The sequence below is a fragment of the Pseudomonas sp. NFACC14 genome (assembly GCF_900106885.1).
Lineage (GTDB): Bacteria > Pseudomonadota > Gammaproteobacteria > Pseudomonadales > Pseudomonadaceae > Aquipseudomonas > Aquipseudomonas fluorescens_AA.
In genome coordinates, this window is sequence record NZ_FNOA01000019.1 from 86,884 (window position 1) to 106,294 (window position 19,411).

At 60.6% G+C, this 19,411-nt stretch carries 17 protein-coding genes; 10 read left to right on the forward strand and 7 right to left on the reverse strand.

All coding sequences use genetic code 11. From position 1 onward, the window contains the following. Nucleotides 1-20 precede the first annotated feature (20 nt). Nucleotides 21-1,034, forward strand: coding sequence for an RHS repeat-associated core domain-containing protein (locus tag BLU85_RS23360; RefSeq protein ID WP_092204092.1), 1,014 nt, complete (start codon nucleotides 21-23; stop codon nucleotides 1,032-1,034). 135 nt (nucleotides 1,035-1,169) lie between these two features. Here BLU85_RS23360 and BLU85_RS23365 read toward each other — a convergent pair whose 3' ends face one another. After that, nucleotides 1,170-1,484, reverse strand: a complete 315-nt coding sequence (locus BLU85_RS23365) for a helix-turn-helix transcriptional regulator (protein WP_092175694.1) — start codon at nucleotides 1,482-1,484, stop codon at nucleotides 1,170-1,172. Between the two features lie 256 nt (nucleotides 1,485-1,740). On the opposite strand from BLU85_RS23365, the gene BLU85_RS23370 reads away from it, so the two are divergent. From BLU85_RS23370 to BLU85_RS23380, 3 genes are all read left to right on the forward strand, one after another. Next, nucleotides 1,741-2,145 (forward strand): MarR family winged helix-turn-helix transcriptional regulator, encoded by a 405-nt coding sequence (locus tag BLU85_RS23370; protein WP_092204078.1) that lies wholly within the window; start codon nucleotides 1,741-1,743, stop codon nucleotides 2,143-2,145. A 52-nt stretch (nucleotides 2,146-2,197) separates the two neighbouring features. After that, complete coding sequence (locus BLU85_RS23375; protein WP_092204079.1) at nucleotides 2,198-3,406, forward strand: MFS transporter; 1,209 nt, start codon at nucleotides 2,198-2,200, stop codon at nucleotides 3,404-3,406. A gap of 182 nt (nucleotides 3,407-3,588) precedes the next feature. Continuing rightward, nucleotides 3,589-4,140 (forward strand): glutathione peroxidase, encoded by a 552-nt coding sequence (locus tag BLU85_RS23380; RefSeq protein ID WP_014339719.1) that lies wholly within the window; start codon nucleotides 3,589-3,591, stop codon nucleotides 4,138-4,140. 89 nt (nucleotides 4,141-4,229) lie between these two features. Here BLU85_RS23380 and BLU85_RS23385 read toward each other — a convergent pair whose 3' ends face one another. The 3 genes from BLU85_RS23385 to BLU85_RS23395 all read right to left on the reverse strand — a co-directional run bounded on the left by BLU85_RS23385 (nucleotide 4,230) and on the right by BLU85_RS23395 (nucleotide 6,631). Then, nucleotides 4,230-5,504 (reverse strand): OmpP1/FadL family transporter, encoded by a 1,275-nt coding sequence (locus tag BLU85_RS23385; protein WP_092204080.1) that lies wholly within the window; start codon nucleotides 5,502-5,504, stop codon nucleotides 4,230-4,232. 144 nt (nucleotides 5,505-5,648) lie between these two features. Beyond that, nucleotides 5,649-6,131: a hypothetical protein gene (locus BLU85_RS23390; protein ID WP_092204081.1), complete on the reverse strand. Its 483-nt coding sequence runs from the start codon at nucleotides 6,129-6,131 to the stop codon at nucleotides 5,649-5,651. Nucleotides 6,132-6,406: 275 nt separating this feature from the next. Beyond that, on the reverse strand, nucleotides 6,407-6,631 hold the full coding sequence (locus tag BLU85_RS23395) for a hypothetical protein (protein WP_003204606.1): 225 nt from the start codon (nucleotides 6,629-6,631) through the stop codon (nucleotides 6,407-6,409). A gap of 951 nt (nucleotides 6,632-7,582) precedes the next feature. Between BLU85_RS23395 and BLU85_RS23405 the strand changes: the two genes are divergently transcribed. Together BLU85_RS23405 and rmuC are read left to right on the forward strand one after the other, a co-directional pair. Beyond that, the gene (locus BLU85_RS23405) at nucleotides 7,583-7,906 is read left to right on the forward strand and encodes an SEL1-like repeat protein (protein WP_092204082.1); all 324 of its coding nucleotides are present in this window, start codon (nucleotides 7,583-7,585) and stop codon (nucleotides 7,904-7,906) included. Between the two features lie 188 nt (nucleotides 7,907-8,094). Beyond that, nucleotides 8,095-9,480 carry a DNA recombination protein RmuC gene (gene rmuC / locus BLU85_RS23410; protein WP_170847628.1) on the forward strand — a complete coding sequence of 462 codons (1,386 nt, stop codon included), beginning with the start codon at nucleotides 8,095-8,097 and terminating at the stop codon, nucleotides 9,478-9,480. A gap of 190 nt (nucleotides 9,481-9,670) precedes the next feature. Here rmuC and BLU85_RS23415 read toward each other — a convergent pair whose 3' ends face one another. Further along, nucleotides 9,671-13,141 carry a hybrid sensor histidine kinase/response regulator gene (locus tag BLU85_RS23415; protein WP_092204084.1) on the reverse strand — a complete coding sequence of 1,157 codons (3,471 nt, stop codon included), beginning with the start codon at nucleotides 13,139-13,141 and terminating at the stop codon, nucleotides 9,671-9,673. A gap of 239 nt (nucleotides 13,142-13,380) precedes the next feature. After that, nucleotides 13,381-13,920, reverse strand: coding sequence for a TetR/AcrR family transcriptional regulator (locus BLU85_RS23420; RefSeq protein WP_092204085.1), 540 nt, complete (start codon nucleotides 13,918-13,920; stop codon nucleotides 13,381-13,383). Between the two features lie 103 nt (nucleotides 13,921-14,023). Between BLU85_RS23420 and BLU85_RS23425 the strand changes: the two genes are divergently transcribed. The 4 genes from BLU85_RS23425 to BLU85_RS23440 all read left to right on the forward strand — a co-directional run bounded on the left by BLU85_RS23425 (nucleotide 14,024) and on the right by BLU85_RS23440 (nucleotide 18,804). Then, a complete protein-coding gene (locus tag BLU85_RS23425) occupies nucleotides 14,024-15,214 on the forward strand; it encodes an MFS transporter (RefSeq protein WP_092204086.1) in 1,191 nt (396 codons plus the stop codon). 70 nt (nucleotides 15,215-15,284) lie between these two features. Beyond that, nucleotides 15,285-15,596, forward strand: a complete 312-nt coding sequence (locus BLU85_RS23430) for a cupin domain-containing protein (RefSeq protein ID WP_092204087.1) — start codon at nucleotides 15,285-15,287, stop codon at nucleotides 15,594-15,596. Between the two features lie 103 nt (nucleotides 15,597-15,699). Further along, on the forward strand, nucleotides 15,700-16,848 hold the full coding sequence (locus BLU85_RS23435; protein ID WP_092204088.1) for a TDT family transporter: 1,149 nt from the start codon (nucleotides 15,700-15,702) through the stop codon (nucleotides 16,846-16,848). An 81-nt stretch (nucleotides 16,849-16,929) separates the two neighbouring features. Beyond that, nucleotides 16,930-18,804 carry an MFS transporter gene (locus tag BLU85_RS23440; protein WP_092204089.1) on the forward strand — a complete coding sequence of 625 codons (1,875 nt, stop codon included), beginning with the start codon at nucleotides 16,930-16,932 and terminating at the stop codon, nucleotides 18,802-18,804. A gap of 177 nt (nucleotides 18,805-18,981) precedes the next feature. On the opposite strand, the gene sugE is transcribed toward BLU85_RS23440, so the two are convergent. Continuing rightward, a complete protein-coding gene (gene sugE, locus BLU85_RS23445) occupies nucleotides 18,982-19,296 on the reverse strand; it encodes a quaternary ammonium compound efflux SMR transporter SugE (protein ID WP_003204587.1) in 315 nt (104 codons plus the stop codon). Between the last annotated feature and the right edge of the window lie 115 nt (nucleotides 19,297-19,411).

Consider the following 19,411-nt stretch of genomic DNA (forward strand, 5'->3'; position numbering starts at 1 on the left):
ACCCTACAGGTATCAAGGTCATGTCCAGCCCACGGCTTATTCCGCTGGTCAGATACCACTACGACTCGCTGGATCGTTTGCTCGACTGCGCGCCCGTCGATCAGCCGGTCCAGCAGCGGTTCTATCAAAGAAATCGTTTGGCGAGTGAAATTCACGGGCAGGTCCGCCACTCGTATTTCCAACAGCCCGATAGCGTGCTTGCGCAACGGTGGCATCACGGTGAAATCGACGAGACGACGTTACTCGCCAGCGATCTTCAGCGCTCAGTGTTGCATGCATTGAACCGCAGCCAGCACCAGGCCATGGCCTATACACCCTATGGACACCGGCCGACGTCATGTGGGCTGCCTGGTTTGTTGGGTTTTAATGGCGAACGTGCCGACCCGGTCACCGGCCACTACCTGTTGGGTAATGGTTATAGGGCGTTCAATCCATTGCTAATGCGTTTTAACAGCCCGGATTCGATGAGTCCGTTCGCAAGGGGCGGAATAAATGCTTATGCGTACTGTGGGGGGGATCCAGTCGGCCGAGTCGACCCGTCGGGGCATGTGTTCAAGATTGCGGCTTCATTGTTGGGGCTCGTGACGGTCGGCCTGTCCGTGGGCGCTGTTTTTACTGATGGGATGACACGTATGACATTGGTCATAGCTGCGTCATTGAACGGTGCAATGGGCGTAGGGTCGCTGTTTGCCGCAGTTCGGCCTCCTCGATATGTTGTTGGGCGCGGCAGGTCCACCGTGATAGGACAAAGTCCGGGGACTCAGACGCCGCATACGGCTTTGGATGCGCCTCCGCCCCCATATAGTCATCTATTTAACAACTCGCCCCGAGCCCCTGATGTTTCAGTCAGCCTGAATAATGATGTTGCACCACCCAGTTATACGGAGGCCATGGCGAGAAAGGCGAGTAGAGAAGCACCACCCAAGTATGTAGAAATTGAAATGTCGGTTCTCCCCGGACGTTTCCCTGCCTCTGCGGCTTCGAACGTCGTGCAACCGCTTCCGGAGAATGCGCGAAGGATCCGAAACAATTGATGGGTAACGCTTAAGCAGGGTTCGAGGCTGTTACGAAACACTGGACAGCTGGCTCGACTGCGCACCCGCCAGAGCGCTTCGATGAGTTTGAACACCCATGTTCGTGCGCTCTGCAGGCGAGCCGATCTTGTCAAATCAGGAAGTCTTTTCAGAATTTGCGTGGACGTAGGGTTTATCAATCAAACCCAGCTCCAACGCCTTGAATGCCGCAGTCCAACGTGAGCTCACACCGAATTTGCGACGAATGTTGGAAAAGTGATAATTCACACCGGCTTCGCTGCAGTTGACGATTTGGCTGATCTCCCAGGAAGACTTGCCGGCGGCGCTCCACTGCAGGACCTCCGTTTCCTTGCGCGTGAGTTTTACTGCTGCCTGTTGTTGCGAAGGCTCAGGCTGGAAACCGCCTTGGGCAGATGAAGGATGGGGCGCGATGGGGTCGGAGCGATACATGACAAAACTCCCGTATACGATGAATGACGGCGTGGGGAGCGCCAAACCCTGTTTCATACGAACCGGGTGTCGCGAGCGCGTTCAAGTCCCTTGGCCAAAGCTGTCGGTACAGGCTCGTTATAGCGCGGTTTGGAGGCGTTGAAACCTGTAAGAAATAACAGGAGCGAGTGAATGGTTTCTTTGAATCGGCGCGCACTGCGGCGAAAATCTCGATTTAAAAATTGCATTCGCTCTATCCCGGGTATATACACGCACCATGCTTCCTTCCCAATGTCTGTGCATCAACCTGCGTCGTGCCGCCCGTGGCGTCAGCAGGTATTACGACGGCGCCCTCGACGGCTTCGGGATTAACGTTGCCCAGTATTCTTTGCTGAGCAACCTGGCGCGCCTGGACCAGCCGAGCATTTCTTCCCTGGCCGAGGCCATGGGTCTGGACCGCAGCACCTTGGGGCGCAACCTGCGGGTGCTGGAAGGCGAGGGGCTGGTGAGGCTGGCCGAGGGCGAAGACCTGCGTAACCGCATCGTCGAGCTGACCGAAACCGGGCACGCCCGGCTGGCGGCGGCGCTGCCGGCCTGGGAAGCGGCGCAACAACGATTGATCGATAAGCTGGGCGCCGAGAAGCGCACGGCATTGCTGGCCTTGCTGGACGAACTGGCGTAGTGCCGGTTCGTTCGACTACAAGCGGGTATATACCCGCGAGCGGAGAATAAGAATGACATCGATGTGGCGTACCTGTGGTTGGGTCCTGGTGGGCAGCGCGCTGATCCTGGCGTTGTCCCTGGGTGTGCGGCATGGCTTCGGCCTGTTCCTTGCGCCCATGAGTGCCGAGTTCGGCTGGGGCCGTGAGGTATTCGCCTTCGCCATTGCCTTGCAGAACCTGATCTGGGGCCTGGCGCAGCCTTTCACCGGTGCGCTGGCCGACCGCTTTGGTGCGGCGAAAGTGGTGCTGATCGGTGGCGTGCTCTACGCACTCGGTCTGGTGTTCATGGGTATGGCCGACTCGCCATGGTCCTTGTCGTTGAGCGCGGGTCTTTTGATTGGCATCGGCCTGTCGGGCACCTCGTTCTCGGTGATCCTCGGCGTGGTCGGACGGGCCGTGCCACCGGAAAAACGCAGCATGGGCATGGGCATCGCCAGTGCCGCCGGTTCCTTCGGCCAGTTCGCCATGTTGCCCGGTACGCTGGGGCTGATCGGCTGGCTGGGTTGGTCGGCGGCGTTGTTGGCGCTGGGGCTGCTGGTGGCGTTGATCGTGCCGCTGGTGAGCATGCTCAAGGACGCGCCCTTGCCAGTGGCTGGCAACGAGCAGACCCTGGCCGAAGCCTTGCGCGAGGCGTGCAGCCATTCCGGGTTCTGGCTGCTGGCGGTCGGCTTTTTTGTCTGCGGTTTCCAGGTGGTGTTCATCGGCGTGCATTTGCCGGCCTATCTGGTGGACCAACATCTGCCGGCGAGTGTCGGGACAACTGTGCTGGCGCTGGTCGGGCTGTTCAATATCGTCGGCACCTACACTGCCGGTTGGCTGGGCGGGCGCATGTCCAAGCCGCGCTTGCTGACTTGGCTTTACCTGTTGCGGGCGGTGGTTATCGGCTTGTTCCTATGGCTACCGGTGACGACCACCACGGCATATCTGTTTGGCATGGCAATGGGCTTGCTGTGGCTGTCGACCGTGCCGTTGACCAATGGCACGGTAGCGACCCTGTTTGGTGTACGAAATCTGTCGATGTTGGGTGGGATCGTGTTCCTGTTCCACCAGTTGGGCTCGTTCCTCGGTGGTTGGTTGGGCGGGGTGGTGTATGACCGCACGGGCAGCTACGACTTGATCTGGCAGGTATCGATCCTGCTCAGCCTGCTGGCGGCGGCGTTGAACTGGCCGGTGCGTGAACGGCCGGTGGCGCGCCTGCAAGTCCAGGTCGGTGCGGCATGAGTCGCATCGGCCCGTGGTTGATCGCTGCCGGCGCCGGCCTGTTGCTGGCACTCGCCTGGTGGGGCTGGCACCAGGGCGGGTTGGCCTTGATGCAGCTGGGCATGGGGACGTGTTGAACAATGGACGGCGGCGGGCGTGGCAGAGTAACGTCGTGGTCTGACATGCTTTAAGGAAGTAACGACATGTTGATGCGCTGGTTTGCTGTTCCCGCCCTGTTGCTGGCTGTGACCGGGCAAGTCTGGGCCGCCGGTTGCCCACCGTTGCTGGAGGGTTCGTTGCCCAAGCTGCGGGCCAAGGAAACCATTGATTTGTGCCAGCGCTTTGCCGGCAAACCTCTGGTGGTGGTGAACACCGCCAGCTTCTGTGGGTTCGCCCCGCAATTCAAGGGCCTCGAGGCGCTCAACCAGCGCTACAAGGACCAAGGGTTGCAAGTGTTGGGCGTACCGTCCAATGACTTCAAGCAGGAATCCAAGGACGGAGCCGAAACCGCCAAGGTCTGCTACGTCAATTACGGTGTGACCTTCACCATGACTGAACCGCAGCCGGTGCGGGGTGCGGATGCGATACCGCTGTTCAAGCACTTGGCTGAACAATCCGGCGCGCCGAAATGGAATTTCTATAAGTACGTGGTGGACCGCCAGGGCAAGGTGGTTGGCAGTTTTTCCAGCCGGATCAAGCCTGACGATCCCGATTTCATCAAGGCGGTAGAAGCGGCCATCGCCTCCAAACCCTGACACCTGCGACGAAAAAGCCCCGCCTCTTTGCAGAGTGCGGGGCTTTTTTTCGCTTCGACTGGCGAGGGGGTCAGGTTCGCCGTGAAACATCAGAAGCGGTAGGTTGCACCGACACCGAAACCGTTGGCGCTGTTTTCGTATTTGGCGTTGTAGGACTGGCCGAGGGCATTGCTGCCGCTGACGTTGACTTTTTCTTCCTTGAGGTAGGAATAGGCCACGTCGATGGTCAGGTCGTCGGTCGGACTCCAGCCAGCACCCAGGCTGAAGATGGTCCGGTCGCCGGTCGGGATACGTGGCGAACGGTCCTGGTTATTGGTCGGTGCCTGGTCGAAGGTCAGGCCGGTACGCAGTACCCACTGTTTGTTCAACTGGTAGGAGGTACCGATGGCGTAGGCCCAGGTGTCGTGCCAGTTCTGTTCTTCAGTGATGGTGCCGAGAGCAGGGTTCAATAGACCGCCGCCACTGCTGGTGCCTTCGTTTTCCACAGTGATTTCTTTCAGGCGGCTCCAACGAGTCCAGGTGCTACCGGCATAGACGGTCCAGGCATCATTGATTTGTTGAGTGACCGAAAAGTCCACCGACTCAGGCGTGGTGATGTCCAGCGAAGCGTCGTAGCGACCGTTGGTAAGCAGGAAGGCAGGCATCCCGGCGCCCGGATTCACTTCAGTGTGGCCTTCAAGCTTGTACTTGACCTTGGAATGGTAGGTCAAGCCGACACGAGTGGTGTCGGTTGCCTGGACCAGCACGCCGACATTATAGCCGTAGCCAATGTCGTCACCCTTGATCTCTACGCCGGCCTCCGGCAGACCCGGTACGCCCAACTGCGATTCCAGGGAGCCGGAAATCCGGTTGATGGTCGGGCCGAAACCGATCGATACCTTGTCGTTGAAGGCATAGCTGACGGTTGGCTGGAAGGTGACGACCTTCACTTCGCTCTTGCTGCCGAAACTTCGGCCCTGGAAGCCGTTTTCGTAATCGGTGATCAAGCCAAACGGCGCGTAGACACCCAGGCCGAAAGCCCACTGATCATCGATAGGCTTGACGTAGTAGCCCATCGGAACGCCGGTGAGCGGAACCATGTCGCCCTTGTTGGTGCCGGACTGGGTACCGCTGGCATCGTCGATATCGGTGGAGGCATCGATGGCGGCGAACCCGCCGGTGACTTGCTGGCGCTTGAGGCGCGACATGCCGGCAGGGTTGCCAAACACGGTGCTGGCGTCATCGGCAGAAGAGGAACGACCTGCGAAACCAGTGCCCATGCCACTGATGCTTTGTTCGTTCAAGGCAAAGCCACTGGCGAAAAGTTGTGTGGATGCCAAGGTAACGGCAAGGCCAAGGGTGGTTTTGAGCATCATTTTTTTCATTGTTAGAACTCCTGGTGATCACCGGGGCGAAAATTACCAACATTTTCGTTCAAGCGCTATAGCCTGTATGGCTTGATTTAGAGCGGTTTTGTAGGACAATCCGACCAGATTCGCGACCGTTGTAGGAAGTTTCCAAATTTCCCATCAGCAAGCGACCTGACTCAGCGGCGAAACACAGATTTGCCAGGCGCAGGTGAAATCTCGCAGACGCCCTTGGGGATGAAAGGTCTGGCGCCAGATGCGGGCCATGCCCAGCAGGTCGTCGGCGTCGGGAAGCGGGGTATTCTGTTCCTCTACCAGCAGCCAGGCGATGGCGGTGGCGTAGCGCAAATTGACGGTCAACTCCAGGTGCGGGCCGCTGAGAAAGGCATGCTGGCTGGCCAGGCCGCGCACCAGGCTGGCCCGTTCCGGATCTCGTGCCAGGTAATGGTCCCAGAGTGCCTGGTGGCGGGGCTCGGTAATGCGATACAAGCCATGCCCGCGTCGATCATGCAGGGCTGAACCCAGGGCGGACTGGCTGGCGGCAATGCCCAGTAACAAGGATTCCGCGGTGGCGCTGTGACGCTCAAGGTAGAGGAGCGTCGGGCGGATCACATATCGACACAGTTCGCTGGCAGCGATACCCATAAAACCCTCGAAGTGTGAAAGGGGCGGGGCCTGAAGAGTATGGGCTTGGCAGCGGTGGATCGGTCCAGGCCCCGCCGGAAGCGGATCATGCCGCTTGACTTGAAGTGTAGTGTCATATTCCCGCTGTAAAGGACTGTTTTTAAAACATCTTCAGCGAACGGTTATAACTGTTATATCCGTTGGTGCTTACGGCGTTTCGCTTAATCGAGAAATTTCGGGCAATAAAAAGCCCCGCTTTCTGAGCGGGGCCTTTGGGTTTCAGCTTTTGTGGCGTCTCAGGCAACCAGTGCCTGGCGAGTACGCTCGATCACGGCCTGCAGCGGTTCGGCGCTGGAGTACTGGTCGGGGTACAGGCGTTCGCTGTGACGGGCGATGCCGTGTTCGTTGACCAGCGTGAAGCTGAAGCAGCCTTTGCGAGCGGCCATGATCAGGCAGTTCATCGGTGCAAAAGCGTTGGTGAGGGTGCGGATAGCATCCTGTGCGTGGATTTGAGTGGACATGTTATGGGTGTTCCTGCAAATGACACGGTTAAGAACCGTGCAACGTTAAAACGTTCCAGTAACGTCGACCACCATTGGTCGAACGAAGAACCCGACTGGAACAAAGCAGCCAGTTTGAGCGCTATATAAGTGCGCGCTTGGGCTGGCAGGTAGGTACTTAGGAGGGCAGGCAACACATCGAGGGCAAAGGTTCTGGGCCCAGGGTGAAGATCCTGATCAATTTTGCAGGTTGGTTCGGTCAGAGTAATGAGCCTGGCAACACCCTTTGCATTCGATCAAAGGCTGTGTTGGCGCAAGATTTACCTGGAAACCATCGAGGGGGTCGGTCTCCTTTTTTCGGTGAGGCGTCCTTGGGAGGATGGCTGACCGTGGAGATGTATTCGACCCGGAATTGACTTTCAGCTTGGTACTAACGCTGCGGATATTAACGGATCGAACCCGTGAAGGGAAGGGTGTTGGTTAAAAAATATTCAAGTGGGCACCCAATCGCTATGGAGGGCATGCCGTAGCACAGGAACCGACGCTTGCAAGTGCGCCCACGCCAGCGTTGCTGCAATGCACGGCCGGAGGTTATCCCCAGCTTTTACCGCCCGTTGTGCCAAAAAATCGCAGCGTTATAACCCGTTCAGCTGTTACTTGTGCACACTCGCGGCACCACTTGTCACCGAACTGTCATGTGGGAACAATCCGGGGTAGGTGCCTGTATCCAAAATTTAAGTCAATGAAAAACATCGCTTTTTTTTACTGGTGAAAAAATCGTCAGTTTGAGCGCAGGCCCCGTTCCACAGGGCTTTGCGCGAGTTCAGGGGGGGTTGTCCACTGAGTTATCCACAGCTTCTGTGGATTGTCCCAAGCGCTTGCTCTAGCACGGGCGTGCCGGTTTTTTTCGGCTTTACCCGTACGAAAAAAGGAGTAGAGTGGCGCGCCTTCCGATCTGTCCCACAGTGTTTTATGAAGTTTCGCTCAGTATCAAATCCTGTTACCTCCACACCCTCTGGTGTTACCCCGCCCAAACGTTTGTCGATGCGGGTGGCTGAGTGGCTGCTCGACAGCCCGCGGCTGGGGGAAAGCCCCAGCGTCAAGCACTTGGCTGGTCGTTTGCTCAAGCAACCGGCCCGTGAAGGCGTAGTGGCCGCGCAAAGTCGCCTCGGGCAGTTGATGTGCCGGGAATGCGGCAACGCCCGGGATCGACGCATCGGCCACGACCTGCTGCGCCAGGCCGCCCGTGCCGGCGATGATCGTGCCCGCCGGGCCCTCGGTGAAATCGAAGATTGAAAACGAAGACTGCGCTGGGCAACCCCCAGCCGCTTGGTTAACCTTCGGGCTTTATTTGATCGGCAGGAATTGTCATGGCTATGGATTTGACCAGCCTGTTGTTTGGCCTGGCAGGCGCTGCGGTGCCATTGCTGGCACTGGCCTGGCACCTGCAACGCCAAGCCGCCGCCGCGCAGACCGAACTGGCCCTGCTGGAGGAGCGCCTGGCCACGGCCCACATGGCCCATGATGGACTCAATGCCCAGCTCGATGCCTGCCGCGACGAAATCAGCGATCTGAGCCAGGCCAACGCCGCCAAGCAGGCCGAGCTTGCCGCGGCCTGCCGTGAGGTCGAATTGCTGCAGATCGAGCGCGACAATGCCCGGGATGCGGCCCACGCCTGGAACCTCGAACGTGCCAACAAGGAAGCCGAGCTGCGCCGGCTCGATGCCCAGGCGGCGTCGTTGCAGGCCGAACTGCGCGAGCAGCAGGAAAGCCATCAGCAACGCCTGGATGACCTGCAAGGCTCGCGAGACGAGCTGCGGGCGCAGTTCGCCGAGCTTGCCGGGAAGATCTTCGACGAACGGGAACAGCGTTTCGCCGAAACCAGCCAGCAACGCCTGGGCCAGTTGCTCGATCCGCTGAAGGAACGCATCCAGTCCTTCGAAAAACGCGTTGAAGAAAGTTACCAGGCCGAGGCCCGGGAGCGTTTCTCCCTGGGCAAGGAACTGGAGCGCTTGCAACAACTGAACCTGCGCCTGAGCGACGAAGCCACCAACCTCACCCGGGCGCTCAAGGGCCAGAAGACCCAGGGTAACTGGGGCGAACTGATCCTGGAGCGGGTGCTTGAACATGCCGGCCTGGAGAAGGGCCGCGAGTATCAGACCCAGGTCAGCCTCAAGGGCCCGGACGGCGAGCGTTTCCAGCCGGACGTGTTGATTTATCTGCCGGGCGATAAGCAAGTGGTGGTCGATTCCAAGGTCAGCCTCACGGCCTATCAGCAGTACGTGGCCGCTGAAGATGACGCCATCGGCCAACTCGCCCTCAAGCAACATGTGGTGTCGTTGCGTGCCCACGTCAAAGGCTTGGCCGGCAAGGACTACAAGCGCCTGGACGGTTTGCACAGCCTGGATTTCGTGTTGCTGTTCGTGCCAATCGAAGCGGCGTTTTCCGCCGCCTTGCAAGCCGAGCCGAACCTGTTCCAGGAAGCCTTCGACCGCAACATCGTGATTGTCAGCCCGACTACGCTGCTGGCGACGCTACGGGTGATCGACAGCTTGTGGAAGCAGGAACGCCAGAGCCAGAACGCCCGGGAAATCGCCGAGCGGGCCGGGTGGCTGTATGACAAGTTCGTCCTGTTCATCCAGGACCTGGACGAGATCGGCAGTCGCTTGCAGCAATTGGACAAGGCCTACAGTGCGGCGCGCAACAAACTGACAGAAGGGCGCGGCAACCTGATCAGCCGCAGCGAACAGCTCAAGCTGCTCGGTGCCCGGGCGAGTAAGAGTTTGCCTGCCGATTTGCTCGAGCGGGCGATGACGGATGCGGATGGGCTGCCTGAGTTGCCGGAAGAAACCGCAAAAACCCAGGATTGATGAAACCCTTAGGCTTGATGCAAAACCTGTGGCGAGGGGATTTATCCCCGCTGGGTTGCGTAGCAACCCCAGTCCTGGGCACCGCGGTGCAACTGATGAACCATGCAAGCCGCTTTACGACTGCTGCGCAGCCGAGCGGGGATAAATCCCCTCGCCACAGGCTCAGTGCCCGGCTGGAGAACTCCTGTACCTACAACGGCAAATGCCGACTCAACAACGCCCGCAACGCCGCCGGCTTCACCGGCTTGGCCAGGTAATCCAGGCCCGCCGCATGCACCAGGGCCACCGTCTCGGGGCGGCCATCGGCGCTGATCACCACCCCTGGCACCGGTTCCCCCATGCGCCTGCGCAACCAGGCCATCAGTTCGGTGCCGGTCTCGCCGTCGTCCAGATGAAAATCCACCAGCGCCAGTTGCGGTCTGCCGCCCTGGGCCAGCCAACGCTCGCATTCCTCGCGGTTGCGCGCGGTCCACACCTGGCAACCCCAGCGCGTCAGCAGGCTGTTCATGCCGATCAGGATGCTGTCTTCGTTATCGACGCACAGCACCTGCGCGCCGCTTGGCAAGTGACCGTTGGTTTCGGCCACGGGGCCCGGTACGACGGCCTGTGTTTGGGCCAAGGGCACGCTGACGCTGAACACGCTGCCGCGCCCCGGCCAGGAGCGTACGCGCAAGGTATGGCCCAGCACGCGGCACAGGCCGTCGGCGATGGCCAGGCCCAGGCCCAGGCCTTTTTCGGCGCGGGTCTGGTGGCTGTCCAGGCGCTTGAACTCTTCGAAAATGACTTGCAGCTTGTCCTCGGCGATGCCCGGCCCGCGGTCCCAGACTTCCAGGCACACCTCGCCGTTGCGCCGACGTGCGCCCAGCAGCACCGGGCCCTTGGCGTAGCGGAAAGCGTTGGTCAGGAAGTTCTGCAAAATGCGCCGCAGCAGCTTGATGTCGCTGTCCACCCGCAACTTCGAGCCGCGAACCCGGAACTTCAAGCCTTGTTCCTGGGCCAGCGCCGTGAACTCCGCGCCGAGGGTATCGAGCAGGTCGTTGAGGGCGAAGGGCTTGCGGTCGGGGTTGATCTTGCCGTTTTCCAGGCGGGAGATATCCAGCAAGTCGGTGATCAGGTCTTCAGCCGAGCGCAGTGAACTGTCCAGGTGTTGCACCAGTTGCCGGGCCTCGCTCGGCAAACCGTCGTGCTGATGGGACAGCGCGGCGGAGAACAGACGCGCGGCATTGAGCGGTTGCATCAGGTCGTGGCTGACCGCCGCCAGGAATCGGGTCTTGGATTGATAGGCCGCTTCGGCGGTGCTCTTGGCTTCGGTCAGGGCCAGGTTCAACTGCGACAGTTCCCGGGTGCGTTCCGCCACTCGTTGCTCCAGCCCTTCATTGGCTTCGGTCAGCGCCTGTGCGGCCTCACGGAAGGCGGTGATGTCGGTGAAACTCATGACGAAACCGCCACCGGGCATCGGGTTGCCGATCAGCTCGATGACCCGGCCGTTGGGGAACAGCCGTTCAGAGGTATGGGCTCGGCCCTGGCGCATCCAGTGCAGGCGCCTGGCGACATGGACTTCCGCCTCGCCCGGCCCGCAGAGGCCTCGTTCGGCGTTGTAGCGGATGATGTCGGCAATGGGCCGGCCGACACTGATCAAGCCGTCCGGGTACTTGAACAGCTCCAGGTAGCGGCGGTTCCATGCCACCAGTCTGAGGGACTGGTCGACCACGCTGATGCCCTGGCTGATGTTCTCGATGGCGCCTTGCAACAGGGCGCGGTTGAACTGCAGCACTTCCGACGCTTCGTCCGCGATCCGGACCACGTCTTCGAGCTGCATCTCCCGACCTTCGATGGCGGCTTTCACGACCGCACGTGTCGAAGAGGCGCCGAGTACACCGGCCAGCAGGCGTTCGGTGTGGGCGATCCATTCGCTGTCGGCGTTCTGGTTTGGGTTGAAGCCTTTGCCCTGGCGGTAGGCGAAGCGAATGAAGCTTTGCCGTGCCCGCTCTTCGCCGACGAAACGTGCGGCCAGTTGCAAGAGGTCGTCGATGTGCACCGCCAGCATCGAGCGGGGGTTGGGGCGGGCGCTGATTTCCTGGCCGATGAAGCGCCCGGCCTGCCAGTGTTCCGAGACGCGTGTGCGCGACAGCACCGACACCCAGGCGAACAGCGTGAAGTTGCCGGCCAGGGACAGGACCACCCCTTGGGTCAGCGGCGTGATCGGCAGGTTCAAGGGATTGCCGTGCAACCAGGCCAGCCCCGGGAAACTGCTGAGCGACCAGCCCAGGCTGTGGGCGGCAATCGGCAACACCAGGGTGTAGAACCACAGGAAGATCCCCGTGGCGAGGCCGGCGAACACGCCGCGGCGGTTGGCTTGTTTCCAGTACAGCGCGCCGAGCATGGCCGGGGCCAGTTGGGTCACGGCGGCGAAGGCGATCTGGCCGATGGTCGCCAGGCTCGCCGTCGAACCCAGCAGCCGATAGCTGACATAGGCCAGCAACAGGATGACCACGATGCTGACCCGGCGCACCGACAACATCCACTGGCGGAACACCTCGAAGGGGCGTTCGGCGTTGTTGCGGCGCAACAGCCAGGGCAACAACATGTCGTTGGAGACCATGGTCGACAGCGCCACGCTGGCCACGATCACCATGCCAGTGGCCGCCGAGGCGCCGCCGATGAACGCCAGTACCGCCAGGGCCGGATGGGCCTGGGCCAGCGGCAGGCTGATGACGAACGAGTCCGGCAGCACGGAACTGGGCAGCATCATCTGCCCGGCGAGGGCGATGGGCACCACGAACAGCGCGGCCAGGGCCAGGTAGGCAGGGAATACCCATTTGGCCAGGCGCAGGTCCTGGGGCTCGATGTTTTCCACCACGGTCACGTGGAACTGCCGCGGCAAGCAGATGATCGCCATCATCGCCACCCCGGTCTGCACCACCATGGACGGCCAATTGATGGTTTCTTTCCAGTATTGCTCCAGGCGTGGGGCGAGCATCGCCTGATTGAACAGGTCGTCGAAACCGTCGTACAGGCCGAAGGTCACGAAGGCGCCAACCGCCAGGAAGGCGAACAGCTTGACCAGGGATTCGAAGGCAATCGCCAGCACCATGCCTCGGTGGTGTTCGGTGGCGTCCAGGTTGCGGGTACCGAACACGATAGTGAACAGTGCCAGGATCAGCGAGACGATCAGCGCGGTGTCCTGGGCGCGGGTGCCCATGGCGTCGGCGCCGGCACCGATCAACAGGTTCACCCCGAGCACGATGCCCTTGAGCTGCAAGGCAATGTACGGCAGCACGCCCACCAGGCAGATCAGTGCGACCACCACCGCCAGGGATTGGGACTTGCCATAGCGGGCGGCGATGAAGTCGGCGATGGAGGTGATGTTCTCCTGTTTGCTGATCATCACCATTTTCTGCAGGACCCACGGCGCCAGCACCAGCAGCAGGATCGGCCCGAGGTAGATCGGCAGGAACGACCAGAGCTGTTCGGCGGCCTGGCCCACGGCGCCGAAGAACGTCCAACTGGTGCAATACACCGCCAGCGACAGGCTATAGACCCAGGCCCGCACCCGTGGCGGCAGCGGCGTGCTGCGTCGGTCGCCGTAGAAGGCGATGGCGAACATGATGGCCATATAGGCCAGGGCGACAACGGCGATCAGCCCGCTGGACAACGACATGGAAACTCCCCAACAAAGACACCGGGACTTGAGCCCGGCAGGACAGTCTCGCATGCCCGCTCGGGTTCGTCAGTGTCGACCAAGGTCGAGGCGTGGTGGGGCGTCGCAGGGTGGGCAATGAGGTGTCTGGGCGGGCCTCATCGCGAGCAAGCTCGCTCCCACATTTGATCTGCTGTGAACACGAAATTTATGTTCGCCTAATACTCAGTGTGGGAGCGAGCTTGCTCGCGATGACGGTGTTACTGACCCAACGCAATATCCACCAACCGATACAACTCCCCAGCCTCCAACGGCGCAGTAGCAAAGAGAATGCGAAAAACCGTCGGCGCCACCACCACATTGATCAGCCGCTCGACGCCTGGGTTGGGCTCATCGGGATAGCGGTCCAGGATGATCTGCAACTGACGGCTGATGATCCCTACGCAAAACCCTGGGGTGGCGCAGGCCTGGATGTCACGCATCATGTTGCGACCGGGCTCGGAACTCATTTCGTCCAGGTACTGCTCGGCCCAGGCGCGCAGGTCGCCGCGCAAGCTGCCGGTGTCGGCCGGTTCGCCGTCGGGGCGCATGCGGGCGATGGCGACGTCGGCCAGCAGCGCCGGCAGATCGCCCCAGCGCCGGTAGATAGTGGACGGCGTGACCCCGGCGCGCGCAGCGATTTGCGGCACGGTCAGTGTGGCGCGGTCCTGCTCTTGCAGCAGGGCGCGGACCGCCGAATGAATCGATTCCTGGACCCGGGCGCTTCGGCCGCCGGGGCGTAAACCTTCTTTAATAGCCATGTGTCAGACCTTAACACAAAGAATTTGCTTTAAGCGCACACCGGTAGCACACTCCGCAAAAGCAAAAAATTAGCTTTTGCGAATGTTCTTGTGGAGCGTGCTCATGTCCCGTCCAGCTTCGACCCGCGCCAGCCTGATTTTCCTGGCGCTTGCCTTGCTCGGTTTTCTCGCCGCGTCCAGCGCGCCGACGCCGTTGTATCACCTCTATCAGGAACAATTACAGTTTTCCCCAGCCGTTCTGACGCTGATTTTCGGCGTGTACGCCTTCAGCCTGCTGGCGGCCTTGCTGACCGTGGGGTCGCTGTCGGATTACCTGGGCCGCAAGCCGGTGATTTTCGTGGCGCTGTTGCTCAACATACTGGCGATGCTGCTGTTCATCAGTGCCGACAGTGTCGTCTGGTTGATCAGTGCCCGGTTGATCCAGGGGTTCGCCACTGGCATGGCCACCAGTGTATTGGGTGCTGCCTTGCTGGACTTCGACCGTCGCCAAGGTCCGTTGATCACCAGCGTTGCGCCGCTGTTGGGCATGGCGTGCGGGGCGCTGGGCTGTGGCCTGCTGGCCGAGTTCGCACCGTTGCCGTTGCAACTGACCTACTGGCTGCTGCTGGGGTTGTTCCTGGCCCAGGCCGTTTACCTCTGGCGCCTGAAAGAAAGCGTCAGCCCGCAAGCGGGTGCCTGGCAGTCCTTGCGTCCGACCTTGCACGTACCACTCCAGGCGCGGCGGGCCTTGTGGCGGGTCCTGCCATTGGATCTGGCGGCCTGGGCCGTGGGCGGTTTCTACCTGTCACTGGCACCGTCGCTGGTGCGGGCGGCTACCGGATCGACCTCCAATCTGATCGGTGGCGCGCTGGTGGCGGTGTTGACCCTCAGTGGCGCATCAGCCATCTACCTGTTGCGCAACCAGGAGGCCGACACAATATTGCGTCCGTCCGCGAGCCTGTTGGTGATCGGCCTGGCATTGGTGCTGGTGGCGGTGCATGGTGCCAGCTTGCCGTTGTTCTTCGTCGGCACGCTGGTCACTGGTGGCGGTTTCGGCGCCGGGTTCCTGGGGGCGCTGCGCAGTCTCATGCCGCTGGCCTTGCCCCACGAACGGGCCGGCCTGATGTCGGCGTTCTATGTCCTCAGTTACCTGGCCTTCAGCCTGCCGTCGCTGCTGGCGGGGAACCTGACGCGGGTGTTCGGCTTGATCCCGACGACCGATGGGTATGGCGCCGTGTTGATCGTGTTGTGCGTCGCAGCGCTGTGGGGGTTGCGGCAGTCGATCAAACCGCTCAGCGATGGCGTTCGGCCTTGAAACCAGGCATGCAGGTGCCGCAGGCAGTGGGTTAGTCTTGGCACCTCAGTCTTCATTCCGGACGGATCTCTTGAAAATCATCCGCAGTAAATCCTTCACCGGTGACCGTGCCTGGGCGGCGCTGGATATCGCCAACATGAACGGCATCACCACGCGCCTGCACTGGACCGATCAGCCCTACAAATGGCACATCAACGACGGCCAGGAAGTCTTCGTGGTGCTCGATGGGCAAGTGCAGATGTGCTATCGGGAAGACGGTGTTGAAAAAGAGGCTTTGCTGGACGCCGGGGATATTTTCTACGCCTCTGTGGGCACCGAGCATGTGGCCAATCCCTTGGGCGAAGCGAGGATTCTGGTGATCGAGACTGAGGGCAGTGTCTGACCGTTATCTGTAAAGTAGATAACATATAGAGAAATTGCCCGTTATATAGATATTCGATTCGGCTCTAGCATGGTTCCACCTCAACTGAGGACAGGAGTTCGCCATGACATGCTGTGCTGCAAAAAACCGCTTGCGCCCCTTGAGCCATTTGCCCAGGCCGCTGGAGGCCATTCGTCAATTCACGCCTAACTGGTTTGCCGTGGTCATGGGCACCGGTGTGCTGGCGCTGGCCTTGGCGCAATGGCCGACGACGATGCCAGGCCTGCACGCCTTGGGCGAAGGATTGTGGTTGTTCAACACGCTGTTGTTCGTGGTGTTCGCCTTGATGTACACAGCCCGCTGGGTGTTGTTCTTCGACGAAGCACGACGGATTTTCGGTCATTCAACGGTCTCGATGTTTTTCGGCACCATTCCCATGGGGCTGGCGACCCTCATCAACGGCCTTTTACTGTTTGGGCTGCCGCGCTGGGGCGAGGGCGTGGTGCCGGTGGCCGAGGTGCTGTGGTGGATTGACGTAGCGATGTCCTTGGCCTGCGGCGTGTTGATTCCATTTCTGATGTTCACCCGCCAGGAACACCGGATCGACCAGATGACCGCCGTATGGCTGTTGCCGGTAGTGGCCGCGGAAGTCGCAGCCGCCAGTGGTGGGCTGTTGGCGCCGCATCTGGCGGACGTTCACTCGCAACTGATCATGCTGGTTACCAGCTACGTGCTCTGGGCCTTTTCCCTGCCGGTGGCGTTCAGCATCCTGACAATCCTGCTGTTGCGCATGGCCCTGCACAAACTGCCGCACGAAAGCATGGCCGCCTCGAGCTGGCTGGCCCTTGGCCCGATCGGCACCGGTGCTCTGGGCATGTTGTTGCTGGGCAATGATGCCCCCCTGATTTTTGCTGCCAATGGCCTGTCTGGCGTGGGCGAGATCGCCGCCGGGCTGGGGCTGGTGGCCGGTATCACGTTATGGGGTTTTGGGTTCTGGTGGATGTTGATGGCGTTGCTGATCACCGCCCGCTATCTACGCGGCGGCATCCCGTTCAACCTTGGCTGGTGGGGCTTTACCTTCCCCTTGGGCGTGTTTGCGCTGACCACATTGAAACTGGCAGACCTGCTGAAACTGGAATTCTTCAGCGTCTTCGGCAGCGTGCTGGTGGCGATGCTGGTTGTGCTGTGGCTGATCGTCGCCCGACGCACGCTGCTGGGCGCCTGGCACGGTGAGTTGTTTGTGTCGCCGTGCATTGCGGAGCTGGCGAAATAATCGTTAAAGACAGGTAATGTGTGGCCTGGATCGAAAAACGTTCATTCCAATAAGCGTCCACGCCACTCAGGAACATGGAAGATGAGTCACCCTTCGCAGTTCACCTTGCTTCGCACGCGGCGTTTCCTGCCGTTCTTCATCACGCAGTCCCTTGGCGCGTTCAACGACAACATTTTCAAGCAGTCGCTGATTCTCGCCATCCTCTACAAATTGACCATCGAGGGGGACCGCTCGATCTGGGTCAACCTCTGCGCGCTGCTGTTTATCCTGCCGTTCTTTCTGTTCTCGGCTCTGGCGGGGCAGTTTGGGGAAAAATTCGCCAAGGATGCGCTGATCCGCCTGATCAAGCTCGGCGAAATCGCCATCATGGCGGTCGGCGCGGTGGGCTTCATGTTCGATCATCTGTGGCTGATGCTGCTGGCGTTGTTCGCCATGGGCACCCATTCGGCGCTGTTCGGTCCGGTGAAGTATTCGATCCTGCCTCAGGCCTTGCATGAGGAAGAGTTGGTCGGTGGCAACGGCCTGGTGGAAATGGGCACCTTCCTGGCGATTCTCGCCGGCACCATCGGCGCCGGGATCATGATGTCCTCGGCCCAGTACGCACCGGTGGTGTCTTGCGCGATTGTCGGCGTCGCGGTGCTCGGCTATCTCGCCAGCCGTGGCATCCCACGGGCAGCGGCGGCCTCGCCGCAAATGCGCCTGAACTGGAACATCTTCAGCCAATCTTGGGCCACCCTGAAGCTGGGTTTGGGGCAAACCCCGGCGGTGTCCCGTTCGATTGTCGGCAACTCCTGGTTCTGGTTCGTCGGGGCGATCTACCTGACGCAGATCCCGGCCTACGCCAAGGAGTGGATGCACGGTGACGAAACCGTGGTGACCTTGATTCTGACGGTGTTCTCGGTGGGCATCGCCCTGGGGTCGATGCTCTGCGAAAGGCTCTCCGGGCGCAAAGTCGAGATCGGCCTGGTGCCGTTCGGCTCGTTCGGACTCACCGTGTTCGGTCTGCTGCTGTGGTGGCATTCCGGTGGAATTCCCGACAGCGTCGAGGGGCACGGTTGGCTTGAAGTACTCGGTTTCGGTCACGCCTGGCTGGTGTTGATCGACATCCTTGGCCTGGGTGTGTTCGGTGGCTTCTATATCGTGCCGCTGTACGCGCTGATCCAGTCGCGCACGGTGGAGAACGAACGGGCACGGGTGATCGCCGCCAACAACATTCTCAACGCGTTGTTCATGGTGGTTTCGGCGATTGTCTCCATCGTCTTGTTAAGCCTGGCCAAGCTGTCGATCCCGCATTTGTTCCTGGTGGTGTCGCTGCTCAACATCGGCGTCAACGCCTACATCTTCAAGATCGTCCCCGAGTTCAGCATGCGTTTCATGATCTGGCTGCTGAGCCATTCCATGTACCGCGTGGAGCATCGCAACCTGGAGGCGATACCGGATGAAGGGGCTGCGCTGTTGGTCTGCAACCACGTGTCTTTCGTCGATGCCTTGCTGATCGGTGGTGCGGTGCGTCGGCCGATTCGTTTCGTGATGTACTACAAGATCTACAACCTGCCAGTGCTGAATTTCATCTTCCGCACCGCTGGGACCATCCCGATTGCCGGGCGCCAGGAAGACATTCAGATCTACGAAAAAGCCTTCAAACGAATTGCCCAATACCTGAAGGACGGCGAGCTGGTGTGCATTTTCCCTGAAGGAAAATTGACCGCTGACGGTGAGATCAATGAGTTCAAAAGCGGACTGACACGCATCCTCCAGGAAACCCCGGTGCCGGTGATTCCCCTGGCGCTGCAGGGGCTGTGGGGCAGTTTCTTCAGCCGCGACCCGGCCAAGGGGCTGTTTCGCCGGTTCTGGTCGAGGGTGACGCTGGTGGCGGGTTCGGCGGTCGCGGTAGAGGCGGCAACGCCTTCGAGTTTGCAGGCGTTGGTGGGAGACCTGCGCGGCACCGTCCGCTAAACAAAAAACTGTGGGGCAGAAGGTTTGGGGGATTAAACCTGTGGGGAGCAAGAACTGTGGGAGCAAGGCTTGCCCGCGATAGCGATCGCAAGGACGCCATCGCGAGCAAGCTTTGCTCCCACAGGTTTAATCCCACAGACCTTGCTGCCCTCAGAGGTTTGGTTCCTGCAGGAAAATTCAGGCGCTGACCTTGAGCCCGATCAACCCCGCAACGATCAACGCCACGCTGGCCAGGCGAACCAGCGCCATCGACTCACCAAACAAAATGATCCCGGCGATCACCGTGCCCACGGCACCGACCCCGGTCCAGATCGCATAGGCGGTACCCAGCGGCAGCTCCTTCATGGCAAGGCCGAGCAGGCCGAGGCTGATCGCCATGGCGGCAATGGTCAGTGCAGTGGGGAGAGGGCGGCTGAAGCCGTCGGTGTACTTCAGGCCGACAGCCCAGCCGACTTCGAACAGGCCGGCAAAAAACAGAATGATCCAAGACATCAGACACCTCATCGATGGATGGGGTCGTCCCCGGATTCAAGACTCAATCGAGCGGCGGGGTCGTCCCCGCCTGGATGGATAGAGTGCCAATGATTGACCACTCGATCAAGTTTGC

Bases quoted from the DNA above. Each gene is read 5' to 3' on its own strand.
- BLU85_RS23360 (WP_092204092.1), top strand. From the start codon at position 21: ATGTCCAGCCCACGGCTTATTCCGCTGGTCAGATACCACTACGACTCG.
- BLU85_RS23365 (WP_092175694.1), bottom strand. From the start codon at position 1,484: ATGTATCGCTCCGACCCCATCGCGCCCCATCCTTCATCTGCCCAAGGC.
- BLU85_RS23370 (WP_092204078.1), top strand. From the start codon at position 1,741: ATGCTTCCTTCCCAATGTCTGTGCATCAACCTGCGTCGTGCCGCCCGT.
- BLU85_RS23375 (WP_092204079.1), top strand. From the start codon at position 2,198: ATGACATCGATGTGGCGTACCTGTGGTTGGGTCCTGGTGGGCAGCGCG.
- BLU85_RS23380 (WP_014339719.1), top strand. From the start codon at position 3,589: ATGTTGATGCGCTGGTTTGCTGTTCCCGCCCTGTTGCTGGCTGTGACC.
- BLU85_RS23385 (WP_092204080.1), bottom strand. From the start codon at position 5,504: ATGAAAAAAATGATGCTCAAAACCACCCTTGGCCTTGCCGTTACCTTG.
- BLU85_RS23390 (WP_092204081.1), bottom strand. From the start codon at position 6,131: ATGGGTATCGCTGCCAGCGAACTGTGTCGATATGTGATCCGCCCGACG.
- BLU85_RS23395 (WP_003204606.1), bottom strand. From the start codon at position 6,631: ATGTCCACTCAAATCCACGCACAGGATGCTATCCGCACCCTCACCAAC.
- BLU85_RS23405 (WP_092204082.1), top strand. From the start codon at position 7,583: ATGAAGTTTCGCTCAGTATCAAATCCTGTTACCTCCACACCCTCTGGT.
- BLU85_RS23415 (WP_092204084.1), bottom strand. From the start codon at position 13,141: ATGTCGTTGTCCAGCGGGCTGATCGCCGTTGTCGCCCTGGCCTATATG.
- BLU85_RS23420 (WP_092204085.1), bottom strand. From the start codon at position 13,920: ATGGCTATTAAAGAAGGTTTACGCCCCGGCGGCCGAAGCGCCCGGGTC.
- BLU85_RS23425 (WP_092204086.1), top strand. From the start codon at position 14,024: ATGTCCCGTCCAGCTTCGACCCGCGCCAGCCTGATTTTCCTGGCGCTT.
- BLU85_RS23435 (WP_092204088.1), top strand. From the start codon at position 15,700: ATGACATGCTGTGCTGCAAAAAACCGCTTGCGCCCCTTGAGCCATTTG.
- BLU85_RS23440 (WP_092204089.1), top strand. From the start codon at position 16,930: ATGAGTCACCCTTCGCAGTTCACCTTGCTTCGCACGCGGCGTTTCCTG.
- sugE (WP_003204587.1), bottom strand. From the start codon at position 19,296: ATGTCTTGGATCATTCTGTTTTTTGCCGGCCTGTTCGAAGTCGGCTGG.